Origin of the sequence: Nocardiopsis tropica, from assembly GCF_042660575.1 — a bacterium.
Taxonomy (GTDB): Bacteria; Actinomycetota; Actinomycetes; order Streptosporangiales; family Streptosporangiaceae; genus Nocardiopsis; species Nocardiopsis tropica.
In genome coordinates this window covers 90,661-105,241 of record NZ_JBHSUF010000022.1, presented here as the reverse complement: position 1 = coordinate 105,241, position 14,581 = coordinate 90,661, and the positions used below count along the sequence as shown (strand labels likewise).

The following is a 14,581-nucleotide window of genomic DNA, read 5'->3' as shown; positions in this document are numbered from 1 at the left end:
TTCATATCCTCCGCTCAACGGCTTCGGACCGGCAACAACCTTCGGCCGTGCCCTAAAGGCACAGGTAGGAGTGGCGTCCAGGGAACGGGACCTCCCAGTTGCGGGTGGGCCTCCACCAGGCAGCCGGTACCGGGGCGTCCGGTCGGTGGAGGTCGACGACGCCCCGCCGGACCGTGGAAAGGCCGGTTCACCGGGCGCACCCTCGGAAGCGCGGAGCCGGACCACCGCTCAACCACCGCACAGGCCACGTCCCAGGGGTGTGGCGGTGTGGTGCGAGGAGGAGCCGAGCCGGTGTGTGGCGACCAGGCCGTTCTCCCGCAGCACACTCAGGTGCTGGCTCGCCGTCGCCATGGAGACGCCGACGTGGCGGGCCACCTGGGTGGTGGAGTGCCCGTGACGGGCCACTGTGCACAGGACCTCGGCCCGGGTCCGGCCGAGGAGGTTTCCCAGCGCCTCGTCGCCACGGCGCCCCCGCCCGCCTGAGATCCAGTCGGCCTCCACCGCGTCGTGGTCGACGGGGTAGACCAGGACGGGCGGCAGGGAGGGATCCCGGAGCAGAATGGGAGCGCGCCAACAGAAGAAGGACGGGATCAGGCGCAGTCCTCGCCCGTCCAGGTGCAGGTCCCGGTCGGTGAGCAGACTCCGCATCTCCAGCACGGGGGGCTGCCAGTCCAGGGCCGGGCTCAGGCCGGAGAGCAGGGAGTCGACGCCGCCCTGGAGCAGCGTGCGGGCGCGCAGGGCCCGGTCGGCGTGGACATGCCGGCGGACGGAGTCCCAGTGGGGCGCCAGGGCGCGGTCGTGGTGGTCGCGCAAGGCGCCCGTGAGCCTGCGAAGGGCGCCCGTGCCTCCCCTCGCCAGGTCCGAGCTCCATCCTGGCAGTCTCCGGTCGCGTCCGAGGACCTCCAGGTCGCCGCGCAGTCGCGAGCGCGGCGTGCCCGCGAGGACGTCGATCCCCTCCTCCACATGTCCGATGGCCCCCGCGGGGGTGAGGAAATCGGGAGAGTAGCCGCGCGGGGGCGCAAAGGGCAGCACGTCGCGCAGTGACTCGGAAGGAACCCCTCCGAGCGTGCGGCGCCAGGGCCCGAACACCCTGCGCCCGTCCCGGCTCTGGAGCATGTGAAGGCTGAGCAGCGTCTCCCACATGGGGTCGGGCTCCGCCGCCACCACGGTTCGCGCGAAGTCGGTGCTGGTGAAGTGGATTCTTACCATCGTTGCCATTCCCACCTGGTGTGACGAGGCCTCTGTGCGCCGCGCATGAGGCGCGGCGGATCGGGCGGAACTCGGGGAGGTGAACGGGTCGGGGAATCAGTACCGCGGCACAGGAAAGGCGTCGGCGGGAGCGACGGTCGCGAACAGTCCGGTAGCCGTGAGGCCGACCAGGCCGGGGGCGGGGAAGGTCTTCATGCGCAAGGGGAGCTCCGGTTCAGAGGAGGCAAGCGTGTGCGGACCGAGGTCTCTCGGTGACGCGCCGCGCTCAACGTAGAGGACTCAGGGCCGAGTTCGTAACCCTGTGTCCTCTTGTGGACGGGAAGCGTCACATTGAGCAACCGGCGCCTCAGCGGCACCGCGGTCGCTTGCCAACACGAACCTCTGGACTTAATATGTCGGCACCTGATATATATCCTCTGTATGAAGTTGAGTGAGCAGAGCTATCTCGTCCTCCTGGCCCTGACCGAGGGGCCCACCCACGGCTACGGGATCATCACCTCCGTGCGCCGGCTGTCCGAGGACAAGGTCAAGCTCGGCGCCGGCACCCTGTACGGGGCCCTGGACCGCCTGGGCGACCAGGGTCTGGTCGAGGCCGCGGGCGAGGAGGTCGTCAACGGGCGCAACCGCCGCTACTACCGGCTCACCGGCCGGGGGCACGCGGTCCTGGCCGCCGAGACCGAGCGCATGGCCCGCCTCGCCGAGCTCGCCCACCGCCTGCTCAACCCCGGCCCCCGCCCCCAGCCAGGAGGAGCCTGACCGATGGACGCCTACGAACAGCAGCTGCGCCGGGCACTGCGCTGGTACCCGCGCCACTACCGGGAGAGCCGCGGCGAGGAGATCGTGGCCACCGCACTGGAGCTGCGTGCCCCCGGCGCAGACGCGGTGGACCGCGCCGAGCTGCGGGGGCTGGCCCTGGCGGGGGTGCGCACACGCCTGCGTGAGAGGCCGCCGCTGTGGGCGTGGGCCGGTTACCGCCTCTTCGGCTCCCGACTCCCCTACCGGTACCGGATGTGGGCCCGCGACGACGCGGCCGGGCGCTGGTTCGAGGTGCGCCGCTTCGGCTGGGGCCTAGTCTCACTCGTGGCCGTGATGACGGCGTGCGCTCCCCTGGCGGTGGGCGGAGCCCTCTACGCGGGGATGGACCCCTGGGGCACGGAGCACACGATGGGATTGGTTCCCAGGGCAGTGGAGACCGTGCTGGTGCTGGGCGCCCTGTGGTCGGCGTACTGGATTGTGGTGCAGTTCGTCGTCCGGCCCGACCGCGGCTCGGTGCTGGCCCGGCACGGCTTCGCCCCCGGCACCGAACCCCCGGCCGGGACTGCCGGACACCACGGCTGACATCGCTCTGCCCGAAGGCCTGCCCCCAGCTCAGCGGCGGTCGAAGGCTGCGTCGTTTCCTCCGCCGCCCGGAGCCGGATCGTGAGGAACAACCGGAGCGGGACCGTGCGCTCCGCGTCGCCTCTCCTCCACCCGCAGCCCCTGCCCTCGGCTCCCGGGAGTGTGGAAGAAGACGTCGAGCGCGTCTTCGAGGCGGACGACCACCTGTTCTCCCCCTGCGCGGTCCCGTCGCCCCGGCCGTGGTCGCCGACGCCGCCGGCCGCCTCCACCGCGTCCGGCCGAGGAAGTGCAGCGTTGGGCCGGCACGGCAGACGGAGCGTGGCACAGGACTTTTCATGGCCGAATGCGGCCTTCGCCCCCCACCGGGCCGGGCGCGGCTGTAGCGTGGCCGCGCCCGGCTCCGCTCCGGAAGGTGTTCATGACCGGCATGGCTCGAACGACGCGCCGCCGCGCGCTGATCGGTGTGGTGACCGCCGTGTCCGCACTGGTCGGCCTCGGCGCTTATCTGCTGTGGCCCACCCCCACGCTCGACGCCACGGACCTCGACACGGTACTCCCGACCGAGCGGGACCTGCCGGGGTTCATCCCCTACGACGGGCTCACCGGCACCCTGTCGGTGTCGCCCGACAACGACGAGGGGCGTTCCGTACTGGTCGAAGCCGACCTGGACGAGCAGTGCCGGACGTGGCGGGAGGAAGGCGACGGCTGGGCGTGCCGGCAGGTGCGCGGTGTGGGCATGGTCGTGCTCGAACAGTCGGAGAACGTGTTCTTCCGCGTCCTGTCCACCGTCCTGGCCTACGACGACGAGGAGGCTGCGGAGGCCGCGTGGAACGGGCTGGCGGCAGACCAGCGCCGTACCTCCGGCGAACTCCCGGACTTCGAGGAGCGCCCGTCCGATCTGGGTGACGCGGGCGTGGTGTTCGAGGGCCCGGGCGTCACGGTCATGGCCGTCCGGACCGGGACGGTGGTCGTCGAGTCCATCGTCTGGGACGGAAGCGGCCAGGTGGGCGAACAGGAGGAGCGGGACATGGTCGCGAGGTGGCCGGCCCTACAGCTGGCGAAGATCGAGGAGGAGCTGGACTGACGGCGCTTCGCGCCCTCCGGTCAGGTCATCCGACGGGCGGGCCGCCCCGTCGGTGCCGTCGGACACCGCGCCCAGGGGTCGACGCCCGCCGCCCACCCGCCGTCGCTCACTCCGAGGTCGGGCAGGCCCATCCCACCTGTGTCGCAGCGTCCCCGCGGGGAACCACGACCTCCACCGTTCCCGGCGTCGCCGCCCTGGCCGGGCTCCCGGACGTGGACGCACCGGCGGGCGCCCGGCTCCGCACTCCATCCGGCCTCGCGCGGCGCGTCCGCGTAGCCGTCCGGCTCTGCCGTGAACCACGCCCCGTCCTCGCGAGCCGACCGGCCTGCCTCGACGTGGTACACGTACAGGAAGCCCCCCGCGCGGCTCCACGTAGAAGCCCTTCGGACCTCCCGCCTCGTGCGTGCCCCCACGAAGGCCACGGGCGTGTGCCCGGACTCCTGTGGCGCGGCCGCTGCCGCGAGCACGTCGGAAGGAGCCCCGGACCACGCCTTCGTCCCCTGCCCGAACCGCCATTCGGGGATCGCGGGTCCCGCGGGCGGGGCGGCCAGGCACTGCGCGCCGGGCCAGAGCCGCGTCCAGGCGGCGCGGGAGTACGGGATGTCGCGCTGAATGCCGTACTCGTTCCCGGAACGGTGCGGCAACCGCGCGCGATCGCGCTCCTCCGGGTACGTCAGGTGCTCCCGCACCACGGCGAGGCCCGCCTGAGACGGAAGGCGTGGTCGGGGTCGGCGCTTCCGCACCGTGCGAAGAGCCCGGCGTCGATCAACCACTCCTGACGCCGCCGGTCGGGAGGGATGTCGCGGAGGTCGAGGATCCCGGGTACGGCGTCCAGCTCGTAGAGGGCGACGAATCGTGCCGGGGTGAGGCGGTCGGGCACGGGGAACCCAGTTCCGTCAGGGGGCTCGGTGCTGTGGACGGTCGGGCGCCGGAGTGCGACGGGGCCGCCGCTGCCGCTGCCATGGTGGCCGGTGCATCTGACTGTTCGGCGCACGGCCCGGCGCCGCTCCGGCCCCCTCCTCGCCGCGCTGCGCGGCGGGCGACGGCCTCGTCCCGTCCGCCGACCGGTCGGCGGAAGACCGGCCCCGACCAGCGCTAGAGGCTCGTGTCGGACGCCTCGAAGACGGCGTCGCCGTCGAGGTAGCGCCTCGGCGAGGTGCCGACGGTTCGGCGGAACGCCGCCAGGAACGCGCTCGGTGTCGCGTACCCCGTGGCGTGTGCGACCCGGGCCACGGATCGGCCTTCGGCCAGGAGCGGCAGGGCGGCTCGCAGCCGCACATGGGTGCGCCAGCGGTCGAAGCTCATGCCCGTGTCGTCGACGAACAGCCGTGTCAGGGTGCGCCGGCTCACTCCGACGGCCCGTGCGTGGGCTTCGAGGCTCCGCCGGTCCGCGGGATCGGCGAGCAGCGCGTCGGCCACGGCGCGCACACGGCCGTCGACGGGGCGGGGCACGTCGATGGGCATCGTCGGCAGGGGGTGCAGAAGGTCCGGCACGACCGCCTCGGCCCGCAGCCGTACGTCGTCGGCGAGGTCCTGCCGACTGAGGTGTTCGATCAGGTGGGCCAGCAGTCCGTTGACGCCTACCGGTGTGGGCTCCGTCCAGTCCAGACCGCACTGGTCCGGTTCGAGGTAGAGACAGCGCAGCACCGCGTCGCGGGTCGCACCGGTCCGGTGGACGACCCCCGCGGGCACCCACAGCGCCCGCGTGGGCGGCAGGACCCAGTAGGTGTCCTCGACGGCGATGCCGAGCACACCGTGTCGGGACCAGGCCAACTGGTGCTTCGTGTGGCTGTGCGGGGGTATCCACTGCCCCGACGACAGGGGGAAGCTCCCGACGACGATCGTCCCCACCCCGGGTGGAACGGCTCCCAAGTCGTCTTCGCTCATGCGCTCCAGGGTATGGCCTCAACTCGACACGATGTGGCCTCATAGCGGATTGTGGCCGACACGGCCCGTGCGTAGCTTCGTCGCATGCCGATCAATCATCCGCGCCGACGGCGCTCCTCCAGGACGAAACTGCCGACCACGCCGCAGGGGCGTGCGTCATGACCTCGGCGTCATCCCTCACCGCGATCGCCGGCCGCCGTCGGCTGGCGCTGTTCCTGCTGTGCTTCGTGCAGTTCATGCTCGTCCTGGACGACACGGTGGTGAGCGTCGCCCTCCCCAGCATCCGGCACGAGCTCGGCTTCGGCGCCGCGGGTCTGGCCTGGGTGGCCAACGCGTACTTCCTCGCCTTCGGCGGGCTGCTGCTGCTGTTCGGCCGTGCGGCCGACCTGCTGGGCCGACGGCGCGTCTTCCTCTGCGGCGTGGCGCTGTTCGGTGCGGCGAGCCTCGCCTGCGGACTGGCCCAGGAGCCATGGCAGCTCGTGGCCGGACGGTTCGCCCAGGGGGCGGGCGCGGCCATGGCCGGCCCGGCGGCGCTGTCCCTGATCACACTCCTGTTCCCCGGCACCGAGGAGCGCGCCGGGGCACTGGGCATCTGGGGAGGCATCGCGGGTCTGGGCGGCACGATGGGGCTGGTCGTCTCCGGTGTGCTGACCGACCTCACCTCCTGGCGCTGGATCTTCCTGATCAACCTGCCCGTGGCCGCTCTGGCCCTGGTGCTGCTCCCCCGCGTGGTCCCCGAGAGCCGGGCCGCCCGCCGAGCACACCTGGACGTACCGGGTGCGGTACTGGGCACCGGCGCCGTCGTGTCCCTGGTCTACGGTTTCCTCCGGGCCGGGGAGGCCGGCTGGGGCGGCACGGCCTTCGTGGGACCGCTGCTCCTCGCCGTCGCCTTGGCGGCGGCGTTCCTCGTGGTCGAGTCGCGTACGGCCGAGCCGCTGGTGCCGTTGTCGTTCCTGGCCTTCCCGCCCCGTGCCGTGGCCAACGGCACGGCCCTGCTGTTCTCCGCCGCTTTCTACGCGATGGCCTTCCTGCTGATGGTCCACCTGCAGACCGTTCTCGGCTACGGCCCGCTCAAGGCGGGTGTCGCCTACCTGCCCTACGGCGCCGGAATCCTCGTGGGCCTGTGGCTCTCCTCCCGCGCGGTGCTCAGGTTCGGGATGCGCCGCACCCTGATCGTGTCGTTCCTGATCAGCGCGGCCGGTCTGCTTCTGCTGTCCGGCGTGGCGCCGGATGACGGTTACGCGTCCGGTGTGCTTCCCGGCCTGCTCGTCACGAGCCTCGGGTGCGGCCTGAGCCTGCCCGCCCTGGCCGTCGCCGCGGTGACTGGCACCACCGAGGAGAACGCCGGCCTGGGCGCGGCTCTCTTCAGCTCCGTCCAACAGGTGGGCGGTGCTGTGGGCCTGGCGGTGCTGGTCGCCCTGGCCGTGCACCGCAGCGACGCCCTCACCGGCGCGGTCGGCCCGTCGCTCGCCGCGACGGAGGGCTTCTCGTTCGCGCTCGTCGCCGCCGCCGTGCTGCTCGCGCTCGGCGCCGCCCTCATCGCCATGCTGCTCGGGAGCCGCCACCCGGGATCCGTCGACACCGGCCAGACCCCGGCACAGCAGGGGTAGCCGCCTGCGGCCGCTCGATTCCGACTCCACGGACCCGTGTCCCCGGTCCTCGTCCGGGCCCGGGGTTCCACGACAAGACCACCACCCGAGTGCTTGCCCAGCCGGCTACGGATGAGGTCGCAGGGGGCCAGCCCAGCCAGGCAGCCACGGTCACCGGGGAGCTGATCACGGTCGTGATGGCGGCGTGCGCTCCCCTGGCGGTGGGCGGAGCCCTCTACGCGGGGGTGGACCCCCGGGACACGGAGCACACGATGGGGTTGGTTCCCAAGGCCGTGGAGACCGTGCTGGCACTGGGCGCCCTGTGGTCGGCGTACTGGATCGCGGTGCAGTTCGTCGTCCGGCCCGACCGCGGCTCGGTGCCGGCCCGCCAGGGACTGGATGATCGCACCGCGCTCCACGACGACCCCCTGCTCCGACAGCCGAGTGGGTTGCCCCTCACAGCAGCGCCGCGACCTGCTGGGCAGCCCTGCGGCCGTCCTCCAGGCCGATCCGGGCGGCGCGGGGGCGCAGTCGTTGGTCGAGGAGTTCTCCGGCGACCTCGGTGAAGTCCGGGCCGTCGGTGATCCTCACGATGCGTAGACCCTGTCGTTCGAGCTCGTCGAGTTCCGCGTCTTCGGCCACGTTGGCGAGTGCCCCCGCTCGGGGACCGATGAAGACGATGGCGTCGAGGTTCTTCTCCTCCGCCAGTGCGGCGGCGCTGGGGAGGCGGGGGGCGTCGCAGTAATGGGCGCCGTCGAATCGGACCGGTGGGAAGAAGCCGGGTACGGCGCAGGAGGAAGCGACGGCTGTGGCCAGGTCAATGCCGTCGCTTCGTGTCCACAACACGGTCTCGCCGGTTTCACAGCGCACGCTGGTGATGCGCAGGTCGCCCTCCGGCCAGATCGAAAGCGGCAGCAGGGACCGGAACAGGTGCACGGCCGCGTCTTGGTCCAGGTCGCGTGTGGCGGCCATGGCGAGACGACCGATGGCGCGGGCGCGATCGATGCCCGGTCCTTCGGGGGAGAGCATCAAGCGCATGATGTCCGGTGGAACCGCGCTGGTGCCGCCACCGGTGTCGGTGGTGGCGCCGGGGGTTGGTTCGGGGAGCGGTGCCGGTGACGTGAGCAGGGCGCCGCTCTGTTCGGCGCGGGCGCGCTCGACCAGGTCGACTCCGCCCATGGCCATCGTCGCGACGTAGGCTCCGGCCGATGTGCCGACGGCGACCGAGCAGGCCGAGGGGGTGAATCCCGCGTGCTCGCACAGGGCGGCGAGCACACCGGTCTCCCAGGCGATGCCGACCACGCCGCCTCCGCCGAGGATCAGTCCGGTGTTCATGTCCAACTCCTTGCGTGGGTGGGGTGTTTGTCGGTCGAGGGTGTGTGCTCACCACGTGCCGACCGTCGGGGGGTCTAGGGGGCTGTTTCGGTCCCGGGGTGGAAGGGGACTCCGGTGAGCTGCTCGCTCGCCGCCCACAGCCGTCTGCCCTCCGCGGGGTCGTCGGCGCCCGTGGGCAGCTTGGCGGGCTTGGGGGTGCCGGAGGTCTGGTCGCGTCCGGCCGGGCCGATGAATTCTCCGGAGGTGACGTACGGGCTGGTCGCCGCGTACAGGGAGGGCCAGGCCGCGCCCTCGGCCGAGCCCATGAGCAGGCGCGCGGCGATCGGGGTGACCATGCGGCTCAGAGCGTCGTTGCCGTGCTGCTGCAGTCCGGTCATCGCCGACCCCGGGTGGACGACGAGCGCCTCGACGGGGCTGGCTGCCGTGCGGCGCGCGAGTTCGAGTGTGTAGACGATGTTGGCGCGCTTGGACTTGGCGTAGGCGCCCATGGCGCGGTAGCCCTTCTCGCTCATCAGGTCGTCGAGCCTGCCCGTCGGCCACCGCGCCGCGATGGCGCTGACGGTGACCACGCGCGGCGCGGACGAGCGGCGCACGGCGGGCCAGACCTGGGCGTCGAAGGCGAAGTGGCCCAGGTGGTTGGTGCCGACCGTCATCTCGAAACCGTCGCGTGTCAGCCGGCGCTCGGGCAGGTTCATCACGCCGGCGTTGTTGAAGAGCAGGTCGACCGTCTCGGTCTCGGCGATGCGCGTGGCGGCGTCGCGGACGGAGGAGAGGTCGGACAGGTCGAGCAGCAGTGTGTCGGCCCGGGCCCCGGGAGTGGCGGCGCGCACGGCCTCCGCGGCCTGGTCCAGCTTGGCCTGGCTGCGTCCGGCCAGGATGACGCGGGCCCCGTGCCGGGCCAGGACGCGCGCGGTCTCGAGCCCGATCCCGCTGCTCCCGCCGGTGATCAGCGCCGTGCGACCGCTCTGGTCGGGGATGTCGTCGGGCGTCCAGTGGTTCATCTCTGTGTCTCTCCGCCTGTTCGTTGTGTGCTGCGCGCGGGTCATCCGGCGCTCGGAAGGGTCGTGATGCCGAGCTGGAGAAACAGTCCGAGGATGTCCTCGGCGAAGGTGGCTTCGGCGATCTTGTGGTCCTTGATGCGGTACACGGCGGTGCCCAGCCATCGGGCGTGCCTGCCGGTGGGAGCGGTGCCCATGAATGCGCCGGTGTGGGTGCCGCTGTTGGTGAACAGCAGCACGACGGTGTCGCCCTGTGCGACGACCTGGATGACGTCCAGGTGCATGCCGGTGAAGGCGCCGACGGCGTTGGCCGCCATGAAGTTCTTGTAGGCGTCGATGCCGTGGTGCTCACCCAGGCTGCCGCCGCGCCAGATCATGTCGTCGGCCCAGAGCTCGTCGATCGTGTCGAGGTCGCCTCCGTTGACGACTTCGTCGACGAAGCGTCTGACGACCGCGATGTTCGCTTCGGTGCTTGCGGCGGGGCTCATGGTGTTCTCGCTTTCAGGGGGTGCCGCGACAGCCCCTTGTGTAAGCAGGAAACTACTCACAGTGGTGCGCGGAGCAGCCTGAACGGCGACCGGATACCCGGCCAGGAGGTCTTCTGTGGCGCGCCCCCAAGTTAAGGGACCGGTGGTCTGATGTCAAAAGACCGGCAGTCTGTATCCTTGGGACATGACGAACTTCCAGCGTGCGCGCAGTGAGGAGCAGCGCGAGATACGGCGCCAGGCCATCCTCGACACCACCGCGACCATGCTCGAGGAGATGGCCGCCAGTGCCGTCAGCCTCAACGAACTGAGCCGCCGTGTCGGGCTGGCGAAGTCCAACGTGCTGCGCTACTTCGAATCCCGCGAGGCGATCCTGCTGGAGCTGCTGGACCGTGCCTGGCAGCAGTGGATCGCCGACCTGCCCGTCCTCCTCGACGCCGGCATCGACCAGGCGGCGTCCGTGGACCGGCGTACGGAGCAGTTCGCCACCGTCATCGCGGGCTCCCTCGCCGAGCGCCGGGTCCTGTGCGACCTGCTGAGCGCGCAGGCGGGGGTGCTGGAGCACAACGTCTCCGCCGAGGTGGCCGCCCGCTACAAGCGCGCGGCCGTGGCCAACGTCGCCGAGATAGCGGCGTTGGCCCACCGGCACCTTCCCGAGCTGGGCAACAGCGCACCGCAGCTGATCGCGGCCATGATCATGGCCATCGGTGCCGTGTGGACGCACTCCCGCCCCTCCGAGGCGATGCTCGCCGCCTACCAGGCCGACCCGTCACTCACCGCGTTCAAGCTGGACTTCGTGACTGCTCTGCAGGAGATGCTGGCCACCCTCACCGCGGGCACCATCGCCCGCGCCTCCCTTTGACCCACCCGTGCCGGAGCAACGTCGCGGACGACACGGCCGTCAACCTTCTCGCAGCCCGGGCCGTCACAGGGCGGTGAGGGTGCGTACCGTCGCCACGGTTTCGCGACACCGGAGACCAGTTCACAGGGTGCGGGCCTCCTCGCGTTCGAGGCTCCCCCACCTCGCACACAAGTGCGTTAACACGTTGCAGTCAGGATCGGTGCGACCAGGTTCTGGGCCCCTGCGGGGTCGGTACCGGGCGGGCGGGTTCGTCGAGCCACACCCGGTGGCCCTCGGGTCCCACGCTCACCCCGAACCGTTCCCGGCCGGGGCCTCCCTGTGCTTCCCACCATCGGTGGGCGGTTTCGGCCTCGTCCCACAGGTGGCGGGAGCCGGCCTGCTCGACCGCGTACTCCGCGGCGCCCGGAACGAAGTCCACCGACGCCCACGAGCCGCGGGTGTCGTAGAGCCACAGCGTGTACTCCCCGGACCCGTCCCGGGCGTGGAAGAGGGCCTTCGCCAGGTGGGGCACCATCGCGCCGACGGCGAACTCGGCTCCACCGCACGGTTCGGCGAGGACCTGCGGGTCGACCTGCGTCGCGGATCGTCTGACCGGTGCGTCGAAGTCGACGTGGTCGGACCAGGCGCCCTTCGCCGAGCGCTGCTCGCGCAGCCACATGAACGGGGCCTCGCCGATCGGCCGGCCCGACGCGGTCCCGTCCTGGCCCACCTCCAACCTCAGCAGGACCGTGGCGGCGTAGTCGTTGCCCCACGGGGTGACGACCAGGCCGCCGGGCCGGGTCTGCTCCACCCAGGCATAGGGGATGCGCTTGGCGGCCACGGTCGCCAGCACGCGGTCGAACGGCGCGGCCCCGGGCACATCCAAGGCGCCGTCGCCGCACACCACGGTCGGCTTGAACCCCGCGTCGGCCAGGGCCGCGCGGCCCTGCTCCGCCAGGTGCGGGTCGACCTCGATCGTGGTGACGTTCTCCGCGCCCAGGCGTGCACTGAGCAGGGCCGCGTTGTAGCCGGTGGCGGTGCCGATCTCCAGCACCCGCATGCCGTCCTCGACCTGCAGGGCCTCCAGCATCAGTGCGACGAGGGAGGGCTGGGAGGCCGAGCTGGTGGTGTAACGGCCCCGCCCGTCCGCTCCGGCCGGGGTGCCGTCGTCGACCTGGGTGGGCAGGGCGAAGTCGGCGTAGGCGTTCTCCCACCAGTAGGGGTCCTGGCGGCCGACGGGGACCATCCACCCGTCGTCGCGGGCGCCGTCGTCGGCCCAGATCGGGTCGGGGAGGAACAGGTGGCGGGGCACCTCGGCGAAAGCGGCCCGCCACCGCTCGTCGGTGAGCGCGCCGATCTCCTGAAGGTGGTCCAGCAGGGCGGCCAGTCGCTCGTCGACGTCGAAGCCGGGGGGAGGCACTACTTACCGCCGCCCGGTTTCTGGCCGCCTCCGCCGTGGGGACTGGGCTTCTGCCCGTCCTGCTCCCACTTGGGGCCGTCCTTCTTGTCCTCGCTGTCGGGCTTGCCGTGACTGCCCATGCGCGCTCCTCGGGTGGTCCTGAGAAGACGGTAGCCCGGCGTGCACGTACCGTCACGACGGTTGGCCGGAACCGGACTGGTGGTTTCGGCGCGAACGAGGGTTGGAACATCACGGAAGGGCCCGGCACCACGAGAGCTCGGCCTGCTCATCCGTCGGCTCCGAACTCCTCTCACGCACGGACCATGTCCACCGGAGCGGCAGCGAGGCCGGAGCCACGGGGTGGGTCCCCCCGGCCGAACGGCGCGCGTGGCTGCGCGATGCGGGCCTGGGAGATCTCCCCGACGCGGTATCGCGCCGACAGTTTCCACCGCCCAAGCGCCAGCGGACGGGCGCCGAGCGGGTTCTGCGGACCGGGGCAGAGCGTGGAACGCGGCCGCTCTGCTGATCGTCGCCATCGGCCTCCTGGTCTGGCACGTGGCGCAGAACCCGCTCGCAGGTACCTACCCCCCGTGGACCATTCTGTCCTGCAGCCTGGGCCTCGCACTCGCGGCGCTGTTGATGACCACGCCCCCGGCCGAGCTGTCATCGCTCGCCGGGTACTCCTCACTGCTGGACCGGCACACCATCGAAGTGTTCAGGCTGGCCGGTTTCCCCACACTCCCCCTTGTCATCGTGGTCCTGGTCGTGGGCCTGCTGGAGGGTCCGCTGAACGTGGTCTCTGCCCGTCCAGGTGAACAGGGTTCGGGAGCGTTCGGCCTGGCGCAGCCCGTCATAGAGAGGCACCAGTTCAGTGCCCTGAGCGCACCGAGCAGCCCCCGGCCAAGGACGACTGAGACCACGAAGCCCCCCACGCGACGGTCTCGCGCTCTACACGAGCAGGCAGAGCTGACCGACGACGAATAGCTCCTCCAGCCCTCTTCCGCGCAGGGTGGCCGCGTCCGGTCATGGCCACACCTGGACGCTCATGAGGCCTTGGCCGATCCGACTCATGGCGCGCATGCTGTCCTCGTCCTGTTTACCTTTGGCACAAGGAGTTTTCGCCATGCTTGGGAAGACGACTTCAGCAATCGCCGCCAGCGCGCTGGCGGCGGCCGGGCTTCTGGCTTGGTCCACCCCTGTCTCCGCTGAGACAGCTCCGCAGGCCGCCGCGGCGGTCCCCAACTGCGTTACCACCAGCCTCAACGACAGCGGAGCTACGGACTATCTGACGGTGTACAACGATTGCGACGACAACCTTCGTATCAAAGTCCTGCTGGCCTACGGCCCCGATTTCTCCTGCACAACGATTGCCGCGAACGGTCGGATGAGCTACCAGTGGCCGTGGCCCAGCAGGTTCGACGGCCTCCAGGAATGCTAGAAGGCCTGATTCCCCCGAAGCTACGGGCAGCCGACGCGCTGAGGTCCGCCGTGGCCCCCCAGGTGCGGCGCCTGCTCGACCTGGCCGCCCAGCTCCACCCCTGACACCAGCCCCGCCCTCCACCCTCGCGTGGAAGGCGGGGCTTTCTCGTGCGCGGCTGCAGTGTCCCCAGGCTCTTACGCGATGAACCTGCCGCGCGGCGGGTTCTGGCGCAGGTCACCTCAGCCCGCCCGGCCGCCAAGACGACCCTGACCACCCCGCCCCGACTCCCCGAGGTCCAGGAGGACCACTGCAGGATCTGGTGGGAGACCCCGTGTCGTGCTCAGAACGGGGTCTCATAGAGGCATGGATCTCTCCCTCCTCGACGCCTGGAACCTGTGGTGGTCCGGGCAGCAACTCACCGGCCACACCCTGTACGGCGTGCCCGTGCTGTGGTTGGGCAGACTCGGGAAACTGCTCGCGTTCCTCGCCGGTACCACCATCCTCCTGGACGTCATCGGCCCGGCCCGGCTGATGACCTGGGGGCGCGCCCTTCGTACCGAGCGCGAAGGCCCGTACTTCATCGTCGGACTGCTCGGTGTGGTGCTGCTCGGGTTGTTGCTGCTCATCGTGGCGGTCGCACTCGTACCGAGCGCTGTGGCGGGACGATGGGGGGCGCCCCTCCTCATCGCCCTGGCCGTGCTCGCGGTCTACCCCACCGTCTGGCTGTTGCTGCTCCACGGGCCGTCCGCGGTGGCCGGCTTCGGGGCCCTGTTGGAGCGGCCCCGCTTCGAGCGAGCGGTACGCGTCATCGCGGTCCCGCTGTTCCTGCTCGGGTTCGCCCTGGATTACCTCGCCTCCTAGGCAGGCACCCCGGGAGCGGTGAGGGTCTCAAGGCAGGCCTCTGGGAACTCAGCCCGTTTCCGGGTGTCGAGAACGCGGCGCCGGTTCCGTCCCGGGTACACCTGGGCACGCCGGGCCACGCGACGAAGGAGAACC

At 71.3% G+C, this 14,581-nt stretch carries 14 protein-coding genes; 7 read left to right on the top strand and 7 right to left on the bottom strand.

Going from position 1 to position 14,581, the window contains the following annotated elements; translation table 11 throughout:
- Window positions 1–228: 228 nt before the first annotated feature.
- Window positions 229–1,209 (bottom strand): ArsR/SmtB family transcription factor, encoded by a 981-nt coding sequence (locus ACFQBR_RS28155; RefSeq protein WP_344178110.1) that lies wholly within the window; start codon window positions 1,207–1,209, stop codon window positions 229–231.
- Between the two features lie 420 nt (window positions 1,210–1,629).
- On the opposite strand from ACFQBR_RS28155, the gene ACFQBR_RS28150 reads away from it, so the two are divergent.
- The 3 genes from ACFQBR_RS28150 to ACFQBR_RS28140 all read left to right on the top strand — a co-directional run bounded on the left by ACFQBR_RS28150 (window position 1,630) and on the right by ACFQBR_RS28140 (window position 3,631).
- Entirely contained in the window at window positions 1,630–1,965 is a 336-nt protein-coding gene (locus tag ACFQBR_RS28150; protein WP_344178108.1) for a PadR family transcriptional regulator, read from the top strand.
- Window positions 1,966–1,968: 3 nt separating this feature from the next.
- Window positions 1,969–2,547 carry a hypothetical protein gene (locus ACFQBR_RS28145; protein WP_344178106.1) on the top strand — a complete coding sequence of 193 codons (579 nt, stop codon included), beginning with the start codon at window positions 1,969–1,971 and terminating at the stop codon, window positions 2,545–2,547.
- Window positions 2,548–2,974: 427 nt separating this feature from the next.
- Window positions 2,975–3,631: a hypothetical protein gene (locus ACFQBR_RS28140; RefSeq protein ID WP_344178103.1), complete on the top strand. Its 657-nt coding sequence runs from the start codon at window positions 2,975–2,977 to the stop codon at window positions 3,629–3,631.
- Between the two features lie 673 nt (window positions 3,632–4,304).
- Here the strand turns inward: ACFQBR_RS28140 and ACFQBR_RS28135 are convergent.
- The gene (locus ACFQBR_RS28135) at window positions 4,305–4,511 is read right to left on the bottom strand and encodes a hypothetical protein (protein WP_344178101.1); all 207 of its coding nucleotides are present in this window, start codon (window positions 4,509–4,511) and stop codon (window positions 4,305–4,307) included.
- Window positions 4,512–4,726: 215 nt separating this feature from the next.
- Window positions 4,727–5,518 (bottom strand): AraC family transcriptional regulator, encoded by a 792-nt coding sequence (locus ACFQBR_RS28130; RefSeq protein WP_344178099.1) that lies wholly within the window; start codon window positions 5,516–5,518, stop codon window positions 4,727–4,729.
- Window positions 5,519–5,676: 158 nt separating this feature from the next.
- On the opposite strand from ACFQBR_RS28130, the gene ACFQBR_RS28125 reads away from it, so the two are divergent.
- A complete protein-coding gene (locus ACFQBR_RS28125) occupies window positions 5,677–7,128 on the top strand; it encodes an MFS transporter (protein ID WP_344178097.1) in 1,452 nt (483 codons plus the stop codon).
- Between the two features lie 435 nt (window positions 7,129–7,563).
- On the opposite strand, the gene ACFQBR_RS28120 is transcribed toward ACFQBR_RS28125, so the two are convergent.
- From ACFQBR_RS28120 to ACFQBR_RS28110, 3 genes are all read right to left on the bottom strand, one after another.
- Window positions 7,564–8,442 (bottom strand): patatin-like phospholipase family protein, encoded by an 879-nt coding sequence (locus tag ACFQBR_RS28120; protein ID WP_344178094.1) that lies wholly within the window; start codon window positions 8,440–8,442, stop codon window positions 7,564–7,566.
- 74 nt (window positions 8,443–8,516) lie between these two features.
- Window positions 8,517–9,443: an oxidoreductase gene (locus ACFQBR_RS28115; protein ID WP_344178092.1), complete on the bottom strand. Its 927-nt coding sequence runs from the start codon at window positions 9,441–9,443 to the stop codon at window positions 8,517–8,519.
- A 41-nt stretch (window positions 9,444–9,484) separates the two neighbouring features.
- Window positions 9,485–9,928 carry an ester cyclase gene (locus ACFQBR_RS28110; RefSeq protein ID WP_344178089.1) on the bottom strand — a complete coding sequence of 148 codons (444 nt, stop codon included), beginning with the start codon at window positions 9,926–9,928 and terminating at the stop codon, window positions 9,485–9,487.
- 184 nt (window positions 9,929–10,112) lie between these two features.
- Here ACFQBR_RS28110 and ACFQBR_RS28105 point away from each other — a divergent pair, with 184 nt between their 5' ends.
- Window positions 10,113–10,787, top strand: a complete 675-nt coding sequence (locus ACFQBR_RS28105) for a TetR/AcrR family transcriptional regulator (protein ID WP_344178087.1) — start codon at window positions 10,113–10,115, stop codon at window positions 10,785–10,787.
- 190 nt (window positions 10,788–10,977) lie between these two features.
- Here the strand turns inward: ACFQBR_RS28105 and ACFQBR_RS28100 are convergent, their stop codons facing one another.
- Window positions 10,978–12,186 (bottom strand): methyltransferase domain-containing protein, encoded by a 1,209-nt coding sequence (locus ACFQBR_RS28100; protein ID WP_344178084.1) that lies wholly within the window; start codon window positions 12,184–12,186, stop codon window positions 10,978–10,980.
- 1,102 nt (window positions 12,187–13,288) lie between these two features.
- On the opposite strand from ACFQBR_RS28100, the gene ACFQBR_RS28095 reads away from it, so the two are divergent.
- Both ACFQBR_RS28095 and ACFQBR_RS28090 read left to right on the top strand, forming a co-directional pair.
- A complete protein-coding gene (locus ACFQBR_RS28095) occupies window positions 13,289–13,603 on the top strand; it encodes a hypothetical protein (protein WP_344178080.1) in 315 nt (104 codons plus the stop codon).
- A 345-nt stretch (window positions 13,604–13,948) separates the two neighbouring features.
- Window positions 13,949–14,446, top strand: coding sequence for a hypothetical protein (locus tag ACFQBR_RS28090; protein WP_344178078.1), 498 nt, complete (start codon window positions 13,949–13,951; stop codon window positions 14,444–14,446).
- Window positions 14,447–14,581: the final 135 nt, after the last annotated feature.